This window comes from Bacillus alveayuensis (genome assembly GCA_030812955.1).
Taxonomy (GTDB): domain Bacteria; phylum Bacillota; class Bacilli; order Bacillales; family Aeribacillaceae; genus Bacillus_CB; species Bacillus_CB alveayuensis.
Genome location: JAUSTR010000001.1, coordinates 864,934 through 884,764 on the forward strand (window position 1 = coordinate 864,934; position 19,831 = coordinate 884,764).

Sequence of the window (19,831 nt, forward strand, 5' to 3'; positions counted from 1 at the left end):
CCTGAGTATGAAGGCGAATGCGGAAATTATTGCTGTAGGATCTGAATTATTACTCGGTCAAATTGCGAATACAAATGCGCAATTTTTATCAAAGCAATTAGCAGAATTAGGAGTGAATGTTTATTATCATACGGTTGTTGGCGATAATACGACAAGACTACAAAAGACCATTGAAATAGCTAGGAGCCGATCGGATCTCATCATCTTTACTGGAGGTCTTGGTCCTACGAAAGATGATGTAACGAAGGAAACGATCGCTCATATGTTCAATCGAACACTTTCGCTTCATCAGCAATCGATGAAACAAATTGAAGATTATTTTCAAAAAACGAAGCGAAAGATGTCTGAAAATAACCGCAAACAAGCATTCGTCATTTCCGATTCCTATGTTTTGCCTAATGATCATGGTATGGCTCCTGGTATGGCGTTTCAACATGAAGGGAAAATATGGATGCTTCTACCAGGACCACCGAAAGAAATGAAACCGATGTTTTTAAATTATGGAATTCCTTATTTAAAAGATCAGCTCGGTGCGAACGATACGATTACTTCTCGTGTATTAAGGTTTTTCGGAATTGGCGAATCACAATTAGAAACAGAAATTGAAGATTTAATTGATAAACAATCCAATCCTACCATTGCCCCATTAGCCAAAGACGGTGAAGTGACCTTGCGGATTACAGCGAAACATCATGATCAGAAACAGGCTGAACAATTGCTGGATCAGATGGAAGATTATATTTTAGCAAGGGTAGGTCAATATTTTTATGGTTATGATGAAACGTCCTTGCCAGAACAAATATTGAGACGGCTTCAAGCAATTCAATTTACGATTGCTAGTGCCGAAAGCTTAACAGGGGGGCTGTTTTTGCAACTGCTTACGAATATTTCAGGCGCCTCTCAAGTAGTTAAAGGAGGAGTTGTAAGTTATACAAATGAAGTGAAACAACAAATGCTCCATGTGAAAAAGGAGACACTTCAAAAATATGGAGCAGTAAGCAGACAATGCGCCAAAGAAATGGCTGAAAACGTTCGCACATTAATCGGAAGTGATATTGGGATTAGCTTTACAGGGGTTGCTGGACCAGAGCCGCTTGAAAATCAATCTGTCGGTACGGTTTTTGTTGGAATTGCGACAAAAGAAAAAACAAATGTGTACGAGCTACATCTTGCTGGATCACGCGACAGTATTCGAAAGCGAACGGTAAATTATGGGTGCTATCATTTAATGAAAATGCTTGATTGCTAGATTTTTTATTTTTCTTTTCACGAAAAAATGCAAAAATGTACTTATTCCAATCGAAAACCCAATTTTTTAATAGCAAAATCTTGATAAAACGAAAAAACGAATAAATGTTCGTTTTTTCTTGGCAAATGGCTAAAAACAATGTATATTTAATGTAGTCTATTATAAAAGGAGGAAACATGGTGAGTGATCGTCAAGCAGCGCTGGAAATGGCGCTAAAACAAATTGAAAAACAATTTGGTAAAGGATCGATTATGAAGCTTGGCGAACAGGCTGAACGAAAAATTTCAACTGTTCCGAGCGGTTCATTAGCATTAGATGCCGCACTCGGTGTCGGTGGCTATCCGAGAGGGCGGATTATTGAAATATATGGTCCAGAAAGTTCTGGTAAAACAACCGTTGCGCTACATGCCATTGCAGAGGTGCAAGCACAAGGAGGACAGGCTGCCTTTATTGATGCGGAGCATGCCTTAGATCCAGTTTATGCGCAAAAATTAGGTGTTAATATTGATGAGCTATTGCTTTCACAGCCTGACACAGGTGAGCAAGCGTTAGAGATCGCCGAAGCTCTTGTCCGAAGCGGTGCAGTAGATATTATTGTCATCGATTCTGTAGCAGCTTTAGTTCCGAAAGCAGAAATTGAGGGTGAAATGGGAGATTCACATGTTGGTTTGCAGGCACGTTTAATGTCTCAAGCATTACGCAAGCTATCTGGTGCGATTAATAAATCGAAAACGATTGCGATATTTATTAACCAAATACGCGAAAAAGTTGGCGTCATGTTTGGAAACCCAGAAACAACTCCTGGTGGACGCGCCCTTAAATTTTATTCTTCCGTTCGATTAGAAGTACGCCGCGCCGAGCAGCTAAAACAAGGAAACGACATGGTTGGGAACAAAACGAAAATAAAAGTTGTAAAAAACAAAGTGGCTCCTCCATTTAGAACAGCTGAAGTAGACATTATGTATGGAGAAGGGATTTCAAAAGAGGGAGAAATCATCGATCTCGGTTCTGAGCTAGATATTGTTCAAAAAAGCGGCTCCTGGTATTCTTATAAAGATGAGCGTTTAGGACAAGGACGCGAAAATGCGAAGCAATTCTTACGTGAAAATCCAGATATTGCAGCGGAAATTCAGCAAGAAATCCGAAAAGCTTATGGCCTTTCGACAAATGAACATATGGACAACGGACAGGAAGAATTTTTGTTAGATGATGAATAAAGAGTGGAAAGCACACTTCATTTGTGAAAGTGTGCTTTTAATATATATCAGAAAGCTAGCTAATGAATAAAATGGTAAAATATGGATGGTGTTAAGAAGGTATACTTGACAAGGGGAAATCCCACAATTACAATTAATATGTATATTTTACATTTTTCTGTGAATGATTAGCTTTTAAAGCTAACGATGAACATTCAGTAAGGAAAAGCGTAAGCGCAAAGCTAGCACTTTTACTGCCTGCACGGTCCAAGACAAAAAGGCTTTGAATAAGCCATTTTTCTTGAAATGTTGATCATTTCGTAGGAAAAGATTGTTTGGACAAGGGTTAGGCGCTCTAGCTTGGCAAATCCAAAATGATGAATACCGACATTTTGAAAGTTAACAAGTTCATAGCAAGAGGAGGTGAAAATAATGGGTACCATTGAAATCATCTCCATTTTGCTTGGCCTAATCGTCGGTGCAGTTGTTGGTTATTTCGCACGAAAATCCATTGCTGAAGCGAAGATTGCCGGGGCAAAAAATGCCGCCGTGCAAATCATAGAAGACGCAAAGCGGGAAGCAGAAGCAACGAAAAAAGAAGCGTTATTAGAAGCAAAGGATGAGATTCATAAGCTTCGTCTTGAAGCTGAAAAAGAGATTCGCGAAAGACGAAATGAGTTGCAAAAACAAGAAAATCGATTGTTACAAAAAGAAGAGAATCTCGATCGCAAAGATGAAATATTAGAAAAACGTGAAGCAATGCTTGAGAAAAAAGAAGATTCTCTTAACGAAAGACAACAGCATATTGAAGAGATGGAAAGCAAAGTGGACGAGATGGTAAAGGAGCAGCAAGCTGAGTTAGAACGTATTTCTGGTCTTACTCGTGAAGAAGCAAAACAATTGATTTTAGAGCGAGTTGAAAATGAGCTTTCCCATGAAATTGCAGTCATGGTGAAGGAAGCAGAAAGCCGCGCAAAAGAAGAAGCGGATAAAAAGGCAAAAGCGATTCTTTCCCTTGCCATCCAACGTTGTGCTGCTGATCATGTTGCCGAAACAACTGTATCTGTTGTAAACTTACCGAACGATGAAATGAAAGGTCGGATTATCGGTCGTGAAGGACGAAATATTCGCACGTTGGAAACATTAACGGGAATAGATCTTATTATTGATGATACACCTGAAGCTGTCATTCTTTCAGGCTTTGATCCAATTCGTCGAGAAACGGCTAGAATTGCGTTAGACAAGCTTGTACAAGATGGACGTATTCATCCTGCACGAATTGAAGAGATGGTGGAAAAATCTCGTCGTGAAGTGGATGAATACATCCGAGAAGTTGGTGAGCAAACGACTTTTGAAGTTGGAGTTCACGGATTGCATCCAGACTTAATTAAAATATTAGGTCGTTTAAAATTTCGAACAAGCTATGGTCAAAATGTGCTAAAACATTCGATGGAAGTAGCATTTTTAACAGGGTTAATGGCTGCTGAACTAGGTGAAGATGAAATGCTTGCAAGACGTGCAGGACTGTTGCATGACATTGGTAAAGCGATTGACCATGAAGTGGAAGGAAGTCACGTTGAAATTGGTGTTGAATTAGCAACGAAATATAAAGAACACCCGGTAGTGATCAACAGTATCGCTTCTCACCACGGCGATGAGGAACCAAAATCAATTATTGCTGTCCTAGTTGCAGCCGCAGATGCTCTGTCAGCTGCTCGGCCCGGTGCACGTAGTGAAACACTTGAAAATTACATTCGTCGCTTAGAAAAGCTCGAAGAAATTTCCGAGTCGTTTGAAGGTGTGGAAAAATCATACGCTATTCAAGCTGGTCGTGAAGTGCGTATTATGGTAAAACCTGATGCCATTGACGATTTAGAAGCACATCGTTTAGCTCGAGATATTCGCAAACGAATTGAAGAGGAGCTTGATTATCCAGGCCATATAAAAGTCACGGTTATTCGTGAAACACGTGCCGTTGAATATGCAAAATAAAGTGGTGCTGTAAGGCGCCACTTTATTTTTTCGGTTATTTATGCCAAACTATATTCAGAAAGTGCGTTTAAACTAATAATGGATTAGAAAGGGCTTCATTCATGAGAGTATTATTTGTAGGCGATATAGTTGGTTCTCCTGGCAGGGAGATGGTCATAAGATATTTACCTAAATTAAAAGCAAAATATAATCCACATGTAACAATTGTTAATGGAGAAAATGCTGCGCATGGGAAAGGGATGACAGAAAAAATTTATCATCAACTACTTGAAAGCGGAGCACAAGTCATTACGATGGGGAATCATACATGGGATAAAAAAGATATATTTGAGTTTATGGATCATGCTAAACAAATGATTCGACCAGCCAATTTCCCTGAGGGAACCCCAGGAAAAGGGTTCATATATGTTTCAGTCGAAGGAAAAGAACTTGCCGTCATTAATTTGCAAGGCAGAACATTTTTACCGTCTATCGATTGTCCTTTTCGAAAGGCGGAAGAGATAATCAAAGAAGTAAAAAAAAGAACCCCATTCATTTTTGTTGATTTTCATGCAGAAGCAACGAGTGAAAAGCAAGCGATGGGATGGTATTTAGATGGAAAAGTTTCAGCCGTTGTCGGAACGCACACACATGTTCAAACGGCAGATGAACGCTTACTTGAAAAAGGAACAGCGTACATAACAGATGTGGGCATGACCGGACCTTTTGATGGAATATTAGGTGTTGACCGTGAAGCGGTAATCAAAAAATTTTTAACAAGTTTACCAGTTCGCTTTGAAATTGCGGAAGGAAGGACACAATTGAACGCCGTTATCATTGATATTAATGAACAGAATGGAAAAGCTTCTTCGATTAAGCGAATTATGATCAATGACGACAATGTATTTTTCGAGTAATCGAGTTTGAAATGGAAGCTCTTGTGTCATAAATATCATAAATTAAGATGTTCATAAAAAAATCTGCTGTAATTTTTAGAAAAAATCATAAAATTAGCAGGAATACGGCAAGTGACTAGTGAATATAGTAACCATAAGAAAATCGATATTGTTCAAAATGGGATGGGAAACTTTTTGAACAATTTTAATTCTAATAGGAATTGTTCTAATGAACACTCACGATCTATTGTAAAAATAAGGGGGAACTAGAAATGGAAATATTAAAAGTTTCAGCAAAATCAAATCCTAATTCTGTTGCAGGGGCACTTGCTGGTGTGTTAAGAGAACGTGGTGCCGCAGAAATTCAAGCGATTGGAGCTGGTGCATTGAACCAAGCAGTAAAAGCAGTAGCAATCGCAAGAGGATTCGTTGCACCAAGTGGTGTTGACTTAATTTGTATTCCTGCCTTTACGGACATTCAAATTGATGGAGAGGAAAGAACGGCTATAAAGCTGATTGTTGAACCTAGATAATAAATAAGTCTTCTTACATGTACAAGAGGCTGTCCTATAGGCGTCTGAACCCAGTTGTATTGGGGTCTGTCACGAGTCTTATAGGGAAGCCTCTTAATTTTTAATGAAAATAAAGTTGATAAATCTTATCGGATTTATTATAATAATCATCATGAAGTAATGATCCAACTTTTTTGAATAATCATTATTTTCTGTTATTGCTGAAACATTTTTCTTGTATTTTTTGTCTCTTCGTTCTACAATTGAAAAAGGTTTTTAATTTTTATATAAAAATATAAATAAGTTTTACAGTTTAAAATAATATGATGATGTTACGTACAAAGGGGTGCAAAATAGATTATGGTAAATCAGCTTTCATGGAAAGTAGGCGGTCAACAAGGTGAAGGAATTGAAAGTACAGGAGAAGTGTTTTCCATCGCCTTAAATCGGCTTGGCTATTATTTATATGGATACCGCCACTTTTCTTCTCGTATTAAAGGTGGACATACAAACAATAAAATACGTGTAAGTACAACGGGAGTTCATACGATTACACATGATTTAGATATTTTAGTAGCATTCGATCAAGAAACGATCGATGTGAACTTTCATGAGCTTAAAGATGGTGGAATTGTGATTGCAGATGCAAAATTTAAGCCAACGATTCCTGACAATTCAAATGTAACCTTATATCCAGTGCCTTTTACGGAGATTGCAACAGAGCTTGGTACCTCTTTAATGAAAAATATGGTAGCAATAGGAGCGACTAGCGCTGTTATAAATATTGCCCCTGCACACTATCAAGAAGTAGTTCAAGCTACTTACGGTCGAAAAGGGGAACAAGTTGTTTTAAAAAATATGGAAGCGATCAAAAAAGGAGCTCAATATATGAAGGAAGAGCTCGGCTATGATCGCACAAATCTTTATTTAGAAAAAGCTGATGGTAAAAGACGTATGTTTATGATTGGAAATGACGCCATTGCTCTAGGGGCAATAGCTGCTGGTTCACGCTTTATGGCTGCTTATCCGATCACACCGGCTTCGGAAATTATGGAGTACTTGATTAAGAAGCTTCCGGAACTTGGTGGAACGGTTATTCAAACAGAGGATGAAATAGCCGCTTGTACAATGGCCATTGGTGCGAACTATGCCGGCGCGCGTGCTTTTACAGCATCAGCAGGACCTGGGTTATCTTTAATGATGGAATCAATCGGCCTTTCTGGGATGACAGAAACTCCACTTGTGATTGTTGATACACAGCGTGGTGGCCCTAGTACAGGTTTGCCGACGAAACAAGAGCAATCTGATATCATGGCAATGATTTATGGCAATCATGGTGAAATCCCAAAAATCGTCTTGGCGCCAAGTACGGTACAAGAAGCATTTTATGATACGATTGAAGCATTTAATTTAGCAGAAGAATACCAATGCCCTGTCATTTTATTATCTGATTTGCAGTTATCATTAGGAAAACAGACGGTGGAGCCGTTAGAATATGAGAAAATCGAAATTCGCCGAGGGAAACTATTGTCAGAAGAATTACCTGAATTAGAAAATAAAGGCTATTTCAAGCGTTATGAAGTAACAGAAGATGGCATCTCACCACGAGTATTGCCGGGAATGAAAAATGGTATTCACCATGTAACAGGTGTAGAGCATGATGAAACAGGAAAACCGTCAGAATCTGCACAAAACCGTCAAACGCAAATGGACAAGCGCATGAGAAAATTAAAGCATATTCAATTTCAGCATGCTGTCCATCGAAATGTTAAGCACGGAGACCCAGATTTGCTAATTATTGGAATTATTTCAACAAGAGGGGCGATTGAAGAAGCGATGCAGAGTCTTGAACAAGATGGCTTAAAAGTCAATCATGCACACATCCGTCTTCTACATCCGTTCCCAACAAAGGAATTATTACCGCTTGTTGAAAAAGCGAAAAAAGTAGTCGTAGTAGAGCAAAATGCAACAGGTCAATTGGCCAATATTTTGAAAATGAATGTCGGATATCAAGACAAAATTCATTCCGTTTTAAAATACGACGGAAATCCATTCTTGCCGCATGAAATATACACTAAATGCAAGGAGTTGTTCTAAATGGCGACATTTAAAGATTTTCGTAATCAAGTAAAACCCAATTGGTGCCCTGGATGCGGTGATTTTTCGGTTCAAGCTGCCATTCAAAGAGCGGCGGCAAATGTCGGGCTTGAGCCGCATGAGCTCGCAGTCATTTCAGGAATTGGATGTTCTGGTCGTATTTCAGGATATATTAACTCATACGGATTTCATGGCATTCACGGGCGTGCCCTTCCGATTGCTCAAGGGGTAAAAATGGCGAACAAAGAATTAACCGTAATTGCGGCAGGAGGTGATGGGGATGGCTTTGCGATTGGAACAGGCCATACTATTCACTCGATTCGCCGTAATATTGACATTACGTACATTGTGATGGACAATCAAATTTACGGGTTGACAAAAGGGCAAACATCACCACGAAGTGAGGTCGGATTTCAAACGAAAAGTACACCGAAAGGGTCTATTGAATCACCACTTTCTGTCATTGAAATGGCATTAACCGCTGGAGCAACTTTTGTGGCGCAAAGCTTTTCTACAGATTTAAAAGAATTAACTTCATTAATCGAACAAGGAATTACGCATAAAGGTTTTGCCTTTATTAATGTTTTCAGCCCTTGTGTCACATATAACAAAATAAATACGTATGATTGGTTTAAAGAAAATTTAACAAAACTAAGCGATATAGATGGATACGATTCATCCAACCGCATCCAAGCCATGCAAACAGTTATGGAACATAACGGATTAGTTACGGGATTAATTTATCAAAACAAAGAACAACCATCCTATCAAGAACTTATTGATGGCTACAGTGAAGAGCCTTTATCAAAGGCAGATTTACGGATTAGCGAAGAAAAATTTAATGAACTTATTTCAGAATTTATGTAAAAAAGAAGAGGTTGTCTCAAAACGGATTTTTGAGTTGAGCAGCCTCTTTTTTCATGTGTATAAAATGAATATGAAACACTTGTTGAAAGCTTAAAGTTTTCAATTTCACGTCTGGCTCTGGGTGTTAGCAGGGATCAATTTCCCTAATTCTTCCGCACATAATGGAACATCAATATTCTTTTCTCCTAAGTAACCTTTTACCGAAATGATCCAGTTTGTATTTTTCATGTCAAACAACCTTGACTTTTTTTTTTCGTTTACAAAACTTTCATTCGCAAGTAATGAAAAAAACATGTAAAATAGTGCAAAGAGGACGGTTATTATTGTGCACAAAGACTTTTCCTTATATACTATAAAATTGTGTACTCTTTTAAAGCGAGTGTCAACTTTTGAAAGGAGAATGCAAACATGAATGAAAAGCAACGTAAGGCAACAACTCTTGTGAATCCATCGGACAAAAAATCCGAGAAGGATTACAGCAAATATTTTGAACGTATTTATATGCCTCCTTCCTTAAAAGATGCTAAAAAGCGCGGAAAAGAAGAGGTTAAATATCATAAAGACTTCGAAATTCCAGAGCAGTTTAAAGGGATGGGGAACGGTCGTAATTTTTACATCCGAACATATGGATGTCAAATGAACGAACATGATACAGAAGTCATGGCTGGTATTTTCATGGCACTTGGGTATGAGCCGACTGACCGCCCAGAGGATGCCAATGTTATTTTATTAAATACATGTGCCATACGAGAAAATGCTGAAAACAAAGTGTTTGGCGAAATCGGTCACTTAAAGCCTCTCAAAATGGAAAATCCTGACCTTCTTCTTGGCGTCTGTGGCTGTATGTCCCAAGAAGAGTCAGTCGTTAATAAAATATTAAAACAATACCAATATGTTGACATGATTTTCGGAACACACAATATTCACCGACTTCCTCATATTTTAAATGAAGCCTACATGTCAAAAGAAATGGTTGTAGAAGTTTGGTCAAAAGAAGGAGACGTCATTGAAAACCTGCCAAAAGTTCGCAAAGGAAATATTAAAGCATGGGTCAACATTATGTACGGATGCGATAAATTCTGTACGTATTGTATCGTTCCATACACACGCGGAAAAGAGCGCAGCCGGCGTCCAGAAGACATTATCCAAGAGGTGCGCCATTTAGCTGCACAAGGTTATCAAGAAATTACCCTTCTCGGCCAAAACGTAAATGCTTACGGCAAAGACTTTGAAGATATGGAATACGGTCTTGGTGACTTGATGGATGAATTACGCAATATTGATATTCCGCGCATTCGCTTTACAACAAGTCATCCGCGTGATTTTGACGACCGTCTCATTGAAGTTTTAGCAAAGCGAGGAAACCTTGTTGAGCACATTCACCTGCCTGTTCAATCAGGGTCAAGTGACATTTTAAAAATAATGGCTCGAAAATATACACGGGAACAATATTTAGAGCTTGTCCGTAAAATTAAAGAAGCGATCCCAGATGTAGCCTTAACGACAGATATTATTGTAGGCTTTCCGAACGAAACAGAGGAGCAATTTGAAGAAACGTTATCCCTTTACCGTGAAGTAGAGTTTGATTCTGCTTATACGTTTATTTATTCTCCTCGTGAAGGTACACCTGCAGCGAAAATGAAGGATAACGTACCGATGGAAGTGAAAAAAGAGCGTCTACAACGCTTAAACAATTTAGTGAATGAAATTTCTGCGAAAAAAATGAAAGAATACGAAGGGAAAATCGTCGAAGTTCTTGTTGAAGGTGAATCAAAAAATAATCCTGACATTTTAGCTGGATATACACGTAAAAATAAATTAGTCAACTTCAGAGGACCAAAATCAGCAATTGGTCAGCTTGTGAAAGTAAAAATTACAAAAGCGAAAACGTGGACGTTAGATGGAGAAATGGTAGAAGAAGCTGTAGAGGTGAACTAAAGATGGCATATACTAAAGATGATATTTTAGAAAAAGCGAAAGAGCTTGCGCAGATGATTGCCGAAACAGAACAAGTTGATTTTTTCAAAAAAGCTGAAGCACAAATAAATGAAAACCAAAAAGTACGGGAAATGATGGCTAGTATTAAAAGTTTGCAAAAGCAAGCTGTTAACTTCCAGCATTACGGAAAACACGAAGCTTTGAAGCAAGTGGAAGAAAAAATTGATCACTTGATGGAACAATTGGATCAAATTCCTATTGTCCAACAATTTAAAGAATCTCAAGTTGAAGTGAATGATTTATTGCAATTAGTGGCCAACACGATTTCTAACCATGTGACAGACGAAATTATCCGTTCAACTGGTGGAAATTTGTTAACAGGGGAAACAGGTTCAAAAATTAGAAATAGTCCAAAAGGAAGCTGTCATTAAAGTTTCCGGAGCGCTGTCATCATTTGACAGCGCTCATTTTTTCATTTGATTCCCCTCTTCAAAGCAAAAAAATATAGATTTGATGATTTTAGGTACATATTTGTTAAAGTCCGCATAGAATGAACTAGAAGGTCTTATGATTTTTTTTCAACATGTCTTGAAGGATAAAAGATCAAGTACAAATGTGCACTGAAGATTGTTTTGAGGAGGGTTTTTGTAAAATGTCAGAATACAGGGAAATTATTACGAAAGCAGTAGTGGCGAAAGGGAAAAAATTTACGCAGGCAACCCATACGATTTCCCCAGAAAAGAAGCCAGCAAGTATTTTAGGTGGATGGATTATTAACCATAAATATGATGCTCGGAAAAAAGGGAAAACCGTTGAAATTTCCGGAAGCTATGATATCAACGTTTGGTACTCGTTTAATGAAAATACGAAAACAGAAGTTGTAACGGAAACCGTTAAATACACGGATGTTTTAAAATTAAAATATAAAGATGATAACTATTTAGATGATGAGCATGAAGTGATTGCTCGCGTGCTACAACAACCAAACTGTTTAGAAGTGACGATTTCACCAAATGGCGAAAATATCGTTGTTCAAGTAGAAAGAGAATTTTTAGCAGAAGTGATTGGGGAAACGAAAGTTGTCGTGTCCATAAATACAGAAGGATTTACAGAACAGGATGAGGATTGGGAAGACTGGGAAGAAGAATTGGAGGAAGAAATAGAAGATTTAGATCCTGAAATGATGCTTGATGAACCAGAAGAATAATCGAAAACTAGGGAGGGAACCTTTCTAGTTTTTCTTTTTTCAATGAAAAACGGCCACCATCGTGAATCTCGTCTCTAAAAGTAGTTTTATGATATAATAAAAGATGCTTTTTATTCGATATAAAAATGGAAAGAGATTTCGAAATAAAAATTGGGGGATTCACATGGCAGCATATACGCCGATGATACAACAATATTTAAAAATTAAGGCAGACTATAAGGATGCCTTTTTATTTTTCCGTTTAGGTGATTTTTACGAAATGTTTTTTGAGGATGCGATTAAAGCTTCCCAAGAATTAGAAATCACGTTAACGAGCCGTGATGGGGGAGCAAAAGAGCGCATTCCAATGTGCGGTGTGCCTTATCACTCTGCATGGAGTTATATCGAACAACTAATAGAAAAAGGTTACAAAGTAGCAATATGTGAGCAAACAGAGGATCCGAAGCAAGCAAAAGGCGTTGTCAAAAGAGAGGTTGTCCAATTAGTCACCCCTGGTACGTTAATGGACGGAAAAGCCCTTCAAGATAAAGAGAACAATTTTATTGCTGCACTAAATGTAGACGAATTTCTTTATGGACTAGCCTTAACAGATTTAACTACAGGTGAATCGAATGTGACGCTTCTTTCGAATATAGAGGATGTTATTAGTGAGCTTTATTCCAATCATGTTCGTGAAATTGTTGTCGATCCACAGTTTCCGGAAGAAATAAAAAAGAAAATTTCAGAACGATGTGCCGTAACGTTTTCCTTTGAGTCGGAAACGGACCTCCTTAATCATTTTCAAAACCTGATTGAACATTTACACGATGAAAGATTAAAAAAGACGTTTGCACGTTTATATCACTATTTAAAGAGAACGCAAAAGCGAAGCTTAGACCATCTTCAAAAAGTCAAGTTTTATCAGCTTCAAGATTATTTAAAGATGGATTTATATTCAAAACGTAATTTAGAATTAACGGAAACGATTCGAACGAAAGGTAAGAAGGGTTCGCTCCTTTGGCTTTTGGATGAAACAAAGACGGCGATGGGTGGGCGCATGTTAAAGCAATGGATTGATCGGCCACTTCTTGATCTCCAAAAGATTGAAACGCGTTTAAATATGGTCGAAACTTTGATCGATCATTATTTTGAACGTGAAGAATTAAGAGAATTATTGAAGGAAGTTTATGATTTAGAACGGCTATCCGGCCGTGTAGCGTTTGGAAATGCAAATGCAAGAGATTTAATTCAATTGAAAAAATCATTGCAGAAAATACCAGCTATTAAGAAAATCATTTCATCGTTTAACAACGATTATGCGAAAAAAATTTCAAGAGAAATTGATCCTTGCGAAGATTTAGCAGAATTACTAGAAATAGCCCTTGACCCAAACCCTCCTCTTTCTGTAAAAGAAGGAAATATTATTAAAGACGGTTTTCATGAAAAGCTTGATCAATATCGTGATGCAAGTCGGAACGGGAAGAAATGGATTGCAGAGCTCGAACAAAGAGAGCGTGAACATACAGGTATTAAATCATTAAAAGTAGGATTTAATAAAGTGTTCGGCTACTATATTGAAGTAACGAAGGCGAATCTTCATTTATTGCCAGAGGGCCGTTATGAACGAAAGCAAACACTTGCTAATGCCGAGCGCTACGTGACACCTGAATTAAAGGAAAAAGAAGCATTAATATTAGAAGCAGAAGAAAAAAGTGTTGAGCTTGAATACGAATTATTTGTTCAAATTCGTGATCGTGTGAAAGAGTATATAAAACGCCTGCAGCTATTGGCAAAGCAAATAAGTGAACTAGATGTTTTACAATGCTTTGCTGTCGTCAGTGAGGAGCGCCATTATACAAAGCCGAGATTTTCTCATAATGAGTTATCCATTAAAGATGGTCGTCACCCGGTTGTAGAAAAGGTGATGAATTCAGGGGATTATGTTCCAAATGATTGTCTCATGAAAAATGGTCGAAACCTCCTCCTTATTACAGGTCCAAATATGTCAGGGAAAAGCACATACATGAGGCAAATTGCTTTGACAGCCATTTTAGCGCAAATCGGTTGCTTCGTACCAGCATCCGAAGCGGTGCTGCCGTTATTTGACCAAATTTTTACAAGAATTGGTGCGGCTGACGATTTAGTATCTGGCCAAAGTACGTTTATGGTGGAAATGCTAGAAGCGAAAAATGCGATCGATCATGCCACCTCGCAAAGCTTAATATTATTTGACGAAATTGGCCGTGGTACTTCCACATATGATGGAATGGCCTTAGCGCAGGCGATGATCGAGTATATACATGACCATATTGGCGCCAAAACCTTATTTTCGACACATTATCATGAACTAACAGTTCTTGAACAAAACCTTGAACATTTACAAAACGTTCATGTAAGTGCAGTTGAAGAAAATGGAAAAGTCGTGTTCCTCCATAAAGTCAAGGAAGGTGCAGCAGATAAAAGCTATGGGATTCATGTCGCAGAGCTTGCGCAGTTGCCCGATCAAGTCATTGAACGAGCGAAAGAGCTGTTACGCCAGTTTGAAGAGGAATATCAGCATGGTAAAATCGAACAACCTGTGAAAGAAGCAATGCAATTATCGTTATTTGAAGAGGCGGAAATTCAGTCGGACAAAAAAAGGGCAACGAACCTAGAAAAAAAAGAATACGAGGTGATTCAACATATAAAATCATTAGACTTACTAGATATGACTCCTCTTGATGCGATGAATGAATTATACAAGATCCAAAAGAAGTTAAAAAACTTGAGGTGAGAATATGGGGAAGATCATCCGTTTAGATGATCAGCTTTCGAATAAAATTGCTGCAGGGGAAGTAGTAGAACGGCCAGCATCTGTTGTGAAGGAGCTCGTGGAAAATGCCATTGATGCACATGCTACCGTTATTGAAATTGAAGTGGAAGAAGCAGGGCTAAGCAAAATTCGTGTGATGGATAATGGCGATGGGATTGAAAAGGATGATTGTATCAATGCTTTCCACCGCCATGCCACGAGCAAAATAAAAGATGAAAATGACCTTTTTCGCATTCAAACACTTGGATTTCGCGGTGAAGCATTACCGAGTATTGCTTCCGTTTCTCACATAGAAATGAAAACTAGTACAGGTGATGGACCTGGAACGAGAATGGTCCTTGTTGGTGGACAAATTCAAACACATGAATCTTATTCAAGCCGAAAAGGTACGGAAATCATTGTAACGAATTTATTTTTCAACACACCGGCACGACTAAAATATATGAAAACCGTCCATACCGAGCTCGGAAATATTTCAGATATTGTCAATCGGTTAGCACTTGCTCATCCAAATATTTCATTTAAATTAAGCCACAATGGGAAACGATTGCTATATACGAACGGTCAAGGAGATGTAAGACACGTCATTGCCGCGATTTACGGGTTATCTGTTGCCAAAAAAATGGTGCCTATCCGCATCGAATCTCTTGATTTTGATATCAATGGCTATATATCTTATCCAGAGGTGACGAGAGCATCACGCAATTATATTTCAACGATCATTAATGGTCGTTTTATAAAAAACTATTCAATCGTCAATGCGATTTTAGATGGATATCACACATTACTCCCTGTTGGGAGGTATCCAATAGCGGTTTTAGTAATAAACATGGATCCGATTTTAGTCGATGTGAATGTTCATCCGGCAAAACTAGAAGTGCGCATTAGTAAAGAAAAAGAGCTTTACGATCTTATTACGAAGGGGATTCAAGATGCTTTTAAGAAAAAGCAATTGATTCCCGAACTTACATCATCGATTCCGAAACGAAAAGTCCAAAAAGAGCAACAATCATTCCAATTTGAGCATCTTCTTCATGAAGAAAAAGAGTTCCAACAATCTGTTTTCACAAAGGAGCGATTGCAGCCATATGACAAGGACGAAACGACCTTAGAGGTGGAACAAAACGAGGGAGCGGCGCAAGAAGAAGTACCGTCCATGATCGAAAACATCGATTTCACGCCGATTGATGAAGAATTACCTGATCATGATTTTGAAGATGAAGAGCCGGAATGTGTTGATCAAAACGAAAGTCGAGTTCCACCGATGTATCCAATTGGACAAATGCATGGAACCTATATATTAGCTCAAAATGAAAACGGCCTTTATATCATCGACCAGCATGCTGCTCAAGAACGAATAAAATATGAATATTATCGTGAAAAAGTAGGTGAAATAGCGGAAGAGGTTCAACAATTATTAGTTCCTATAACTTTTACGTATTCAACAGATGAAGCTTTCATCATTGAATTGCATAAAGATGATTTGGCAAAAGTTGGGGTGTTTTTAGAAGACTTTGGACGCAATAGCTATATCGTTCGTTCCCACCCGACTTGGTTTCCAAAAGGAGAGGAAAAAGAAATTATTGAGGAAATCATTCAGCAAGTATTAGATGATCAAAAAATTGATATTAAAAAACTGCGTGAAGAAGCTGCAGTTATGATGAGCTGTAAAGGGTCCATCAAGGCAAATCAACATTTACGGAATGATGAAATATTTGCTTTACTTGAATCATTACGAAAAACGAGTGATCCCTTTACATGTCCGCACGGTAGACCAATTATCATTCACTTTTCCACATATGAAATGGAAAAAATGTTTAAACGGGTGATGTAGCCGTTTAAAACTTAGATGTATGGACATAATATATTGGTGTTTTCCTTTCAAACATGATAGGATGAAGACGAATATTCTCTTAATTGAAAGAGTGGTGTGATGGAAAACAAGAAAGAGAAATTAATCGTTTTAATTGGCCCAACTGCTGTTGGGAAAACGAATGTAAGCATTGAGCTAGCAAAAAAGCTAAATGGGGAAATTATTAGTGGAGATTCTATGCAAATTTATAAAGGAATGGATATCGGGACGGCAAAAATTAAACCTGAAGAAACAGAAGGGGTTCCCCATTATCTTATTGATATAAAAGATCCGACTGAATCATTTTCTGCAGCGGAATTTCAGCAGCTTGTCCGCCCGATTATTACAGATATTTTACAGAGAGGGAAGCTTCCCCTCATTGTGGGGGGAACAGGATTATATATTCAATCCGTCATTTTTGATTACCAATTTCCTAAGGCGCGTCAAAATGGGATGATTAGACCTGAGCTTGAAAAGAAAGCGAACGAAATCGGATATGAGGCGTTATATGAGGAATTGAAAAAAATTGATCCAATCTCAGCCAAAAGCATTCACCCGCATAATGTCCGCCGTGTTATTCGCGCTTTAGAATATTATTATGAAACAGGTAAACCGATGAGTGAGAAGAAAGAAAATGGTCAGCATTTGCTGTATGATGTTGCTCTTATTGGCCTAACAATGAAGCGAGAGGTGTTATATGAGCGGATCAATAAACGTGTGGATAGCATGGTGAAAGAAGGGCTCATACAAGAAGTAAAGTCATTATATGATCGCGGCATCCGCGATTGTCAATCCATTCAGGCCATTGGCTATAAAGAGATATATGAATATTTTGATGGACTCATCACCTTAGAGGAAGCTATTGAAAAGCTTAAAAAACATTCGCGGCGATATGCAAAGCGCCAATTAACTTGGTTTCGAAATAAAATGGACGTGAAATGGTTTGATATGACGCCACCAGTCCATATTGAAAAAAAGGTAGAAGAAATTTTTCAATATATAGCAGGAAAGTTGCTTTCTGAATAGAATTATTTACATATAGAGAATAGAGGAGGACGATTTCATGAAGCAATCCATCAATATCCAGGATCAATTTTTGAACCAATTACGAAAAGACGGCTCATTTGTTACAGTATTTTTGCTTAATGGATTTCAGCTACGCGGCCAAGTAAAAGCTTTTGACAATTTTACGGTCTTAATTGAATCTGAAGGGAAACAACAATTAATTTATAAGCATGCCATTTCAACTTTTTCTCCGCAAAAAAATATTCAACTAGAACTTGAATAATCAATCGTCCGAAATAAAAGCCGAAAGATGAATTTCATTTTTCGGCTTTTATTTATTATGAAAAATATGGTTTATCCACTCCTCCCTCTTGCATACAAATAAATAATGAATATTTCTTGGGAAAGCGCAAGTTTCATCAATTTTTTCATCAATCTTCAGAGAAACTTGTTTTTTGTCGAAAAGAGTAGATAAAGAGGTGAGCTCGGTGGATCAAGCAGTGACATTAAAAAACAATGGACAAATTAATATTGTTTTAAATCATCAAAGCAGCTCATCAACGAAAATAACGTCGCAAAAGGCGCAAACGTATGAAATAGCGATTCCTAAATCGTCAGCTAAGCATCAAATTTTAAAGGAAATTGAAAAAGAAATGAGCTCTCTTGTCGGAATGGAAGAAATGAAAAAGCTGATCAAAGAAATATATGCGTGGATTTTTGTCAATAAAAAACGCGAAGAAAAAGGCTTAAAAGCTGGGAAACAAGCGCTTCATATGATGTTTAAAGGGAACCCAGGAACAGGAAAAACAACGATTGCCCGATTAATAGCGAAATTGTTTTATCAAATGAATGTCCTGTCAAAGGGACATTTAATTGAAGCTGAACGAGCTGATTTAGTAGGGGAATATATCGGTCATACGGCGCAAAAAACGAGAGATTTAATCAAAAAGGCATTGGGGGGAATTTTGTTTATTGATGAAGCGTATTCATTAGCCCGAGGCGGGGAAAAAGATTTTGGTAAAGAAGCGATTGATACACTTGTCAAGCATATGGAGGATAAACAACATGATTTTGTTCTAATTTTAGCTGGATACCCTCGGGAAATGGATCAATTTTTATCGTTAAATCCAGGGTTAATGTCTAGATTTCCAATCGTGATCGAATTCCCAGATTATTCTGTTGAAGAACTATTGGATATTGCAAAAATGATGGTGAAAGAAAAAGAATATCGATTTAGTAAAGAGGCTGAACAAAAGCTTAAAGAGCATTTAATCCAAATGAAACATCATACTCATCCAACAAGGTTCTCAAATGCTCGATATGTCCGAAATATTATTGAAAAGTCGATTCGTGCTCAAGCGTTCAGGTTATTGCTTTATGACCAATATTCTACGGAAGATTTATTAACAATAAAAAGCCAAGATTTAAAGTTTCAAGATGAAGCAGCCTTATCATAAGGCTGCTTTATAAGTTATATTAAAAAACGTAATTCCAGTTAAAACGTTTCATTTTTTGATCGAAAGGATTTACTCGGCAATCTCCATTTAAACGAATAGCTTAATACTCGCAAAATGACAATAATTGCAAATAATGCATAAAGCTCCTCTGGTGTATCAGCTATTTTAAAGCCGATCATAAGACCAGCTAATATTGCCCAAACGGCATAAATTTCTTCCCGTAAAACTAGCGGCTTTCTTTGTGCTAATAAATCGCGAATGATCCCTCCACCAGTACCAGTGAGAACGGCTGCGACAACTGCTGCACTAATCGGATGGTTCATATGAACAGCATAAAGAGCACCTTGGATCGAAAAAGCGGATAAGCCGATTGCATCTGTGAAATGACCCCATTTGCGCCAATGCTTTAACATATTATGCGGAAACAAAAAGACGATCGTCATCGCCACTATGGCGATATTAAAAAGTAATCCTTGATCCCATAGTGCCGAAACAGGAACTCCTAGCAGCAAGTTTCGAATCGCTCCTCCACCAAAAGCGGTAACAATTCCAAGCATATAAACGCCAAACAAATCATAATCTTCTTCCATCGCAACAATGGCTCCACTTATAGCAAAAGCAATCGTCCCAATAATGTTGAAAACGTCCCAAGTCATCTGATGTACTCCCTTTGATCAAACTTCATAACCGTTATGATTTTATCATCATTTGAAGGAATTGCAATCCTTTTCTTATCTCATTGATCAAGATTTTGGCGGAATGTTGTTTGTACCTTTTCACGTTCATCTGCAAC

General features: G+C 37.9%; 16 protein-coding genes. 15 read left to right on the forward strand and 1 reads right to left on the reverse strand.

Features of this window, described 5'->3' with window-relative positions; genetic code table 11:
• The first annotated feature begins 1 nt into the window (after position 1).
• From J2S06_RS04370 to spoVK, 15 genes are all read left to right on the forward strand, one after another.
• Positions 2–1,249 carry a competence/damage-inducible protein A gene (locus J2S06_RS04370; RefSeq protein WP_419151462.1) on the forward strand — a complete coding sequence of 416 codons (1,248 nt, stop codon included), beginning with the start codon at positions 2–4 and terminating at the stop codon, positions 1,247–1,249.
• 179 nt (positions 1,250–1,428) lie between these two features.
• Positions 1,429–2,466 carry a recombinase RecA gene (gene recA / locus J2S06_RS04375; RefSeq protein ID WP_419151384.1) on the forward strand — a complete coding sequence of 346 codons (1,038 nt, stop codon included), beginning with the start codon at positions 1,429–1,431 and terminating at the stop codon, positions 2,464–2,466.
• 411 nt (positions 2,467–2,877) lie between these two features.
• Positions 2,878–4,437 (forward strand): ribonuclease Y, encoded by a 1,560-nt coding sequence (gene rny, locus J2S06_RS04380; RefSeq protein WP_044746904.1) that lies wholly within the window; start codon positions 2,878–2,880, stop codon positions 4,435–4,437.
• Positions 4,438–4,538: 101 nt separating this feature from the next.
• Complete coding sequence (locus tag J2S06_RS04385; RefSeq protein WP_419151385.1) at positions 4,539–5,333, forward strand: TIGR00282 family metallophosphoesterase; 795 nt, start codon at positions 4,539–4,541, stop codon at positions 5,331–5,333.
• 251 nt (positions 5,334–5,584) lie between these two features.
• Positions 5,585–5,845: a stage V sporulation protein SpoVS gene (gene spoVS, locus J2S06_RS04390; RefSeq protein WP_003181955.1), complete on the forward strand. Its 261-nt coding sequence runs from the start codon at positions 5,585–5,587 to the stop codon at positions 5,843–5,845.
• A gap of 339 nt (positions 5,846–6,184) precedes the next feature.
• On the forward strand, positions 6,185–7,921 hold the full coding sequence (locus J2S06_RS04395; protein WP_419151386.1) for a 2-oxoacid:acceptor oxidoreductase subunit alpha: 1,737 nt from the start codon (positions 6,185–6,187) through the stop codon (positions 7,919–7,921).
• On the forward strand, positions 7,922–8,788 hold the full coding sequence (locus J2S06_RS04400; RefSeq protein ID WP_419151387.1) for a 2-oxoacid:ferredoxin oxidoreductase subunit beta: 867 nt from the start codon (positions 7,922–7,924) through the stop codon (positions 8,786–8,788). It abuts the gene before it with no gap.
• A 408-nt stretch (positions 8,789–9,196) separates the two neighbouring features.
• Positions 9,197–10,726 carry a tRNA (N6-isopentenyl adenosine(37)-C2)-methylthiotransferase MiaB gene (gene miaB / locus J2S06_RS04405; RefSeq protein WP_419151388.1) on the forward strand — a complete coding sequence of 510 codons (1,530 nt, stop codon included), beginning with the start codon at positions 9,197–9,199 and terminating at the stop codon, positions 10,724–10,726.
• Between the two features lie 2 nt (positions 10,727–10,728).
• Entirely contained in the window at positions 10,729–11,157 is a 429-nt protein-coding gene (locus J2S06_RS04410) for a YlbF/YmcA family competence regulator (protein ID WP_044746908.1), read from the forward strand.
• Positions 11,158–11,378: 221 nt separating this feature from the next.
• Positions 11,379–11,933: an outer spore coat protein CotE gene (gene cotE / locus J2S06_RS04415; RefSeq protein WP_044746909.1), complete on the forward strand. Its 555-nt coding sequence runs from the start codon at positions 11,379–11,381 to the stop codon at positions 11,931–11,933.
• Between the two features lie 163 nt (positions 11,934–12,096).
• A complete protein-coding gene (mutS, locus tag J2S06_RS04420) occupies positions 12,097–14,685 on the forward strand; it encodes a DNA mismatch repair protein MutS (RefSeq protein ID WP_419151389.1) in 2,589 nt (862 codons plus the stop codon).
• A 4-nt stretch (positions 14,686–14,689) separates the two neighbouring features.
• Positions 14,690–16,558 carry a DNA mismatch repair endonuclease MutL gene (mutL, locus tag J2S06_RS04425; RefSeq protein ID WP_419151390.1) on the forward strand — a complete coding sequence of 623 codons (1,869 nt, stop codon included), beginning with the start codon at positions 14,690–14,692 and terminating at the stop codon, positions 16,556–16,558.
• A 99-nt stretch (positions 16,559–16,657) separates the two neighbouring features.
• Positions 16,658–17,602 (forward strand): tRNA (adenosine(37)-N6)-dimethylallyltransferase MiaA, encoded by a 945-nt coding sequence (miaA, locus tag J2S06_RS04430; RefSeq protein WP_419151391.1) that lies wholly within the window; start codon positions 16,658–16,660, stop codon positions 17,600–17,602.
• Positions 17,603–17,639: 37 nt separating this feature from the next.
• Positions 17,640–17,864, forward strand: coding sequence for an RNA chaperone Hfq (hfq, locus tag J2S06_RS04435; protein ID WP_044746913.1), 225 nt, complete (start codon positions 17,640–17,642; stop codon positions 17,862–17,864).
• 205 nt (positions 17,865–18,069) lie between these two features.
• Positions 18,070–19,038 carry a stage V sporulation protein K gene (gene spoVK, locus J2S06_RS04440; protein WP_044746914.1) on the forward strand — a complete coding sequence of 323 codons (969 nt, stop codon included), beginning with the start codon at positions 18,070–18,072 and terminating at the stop codon, positions 19,036–19,038.
• A gap of 38 nt (positions 19,039–19,076) precedes the next feature.
• On the opposite strand, the gene J2S06_RS04445 is transcribed toward spoVK, so the two are convergent.
• A complete protein-coding gene (locus J2S06_RS04445) occupies positions 19,077–19,694 on the reverse strand; it encodes a trimeric intracellular cation channel family protein (protein WP_419151392.1) in 618 nt (205 codons plus the stop codon).
• Positions 19,695–19,831 lie beyond the last annotated feature (137 nt).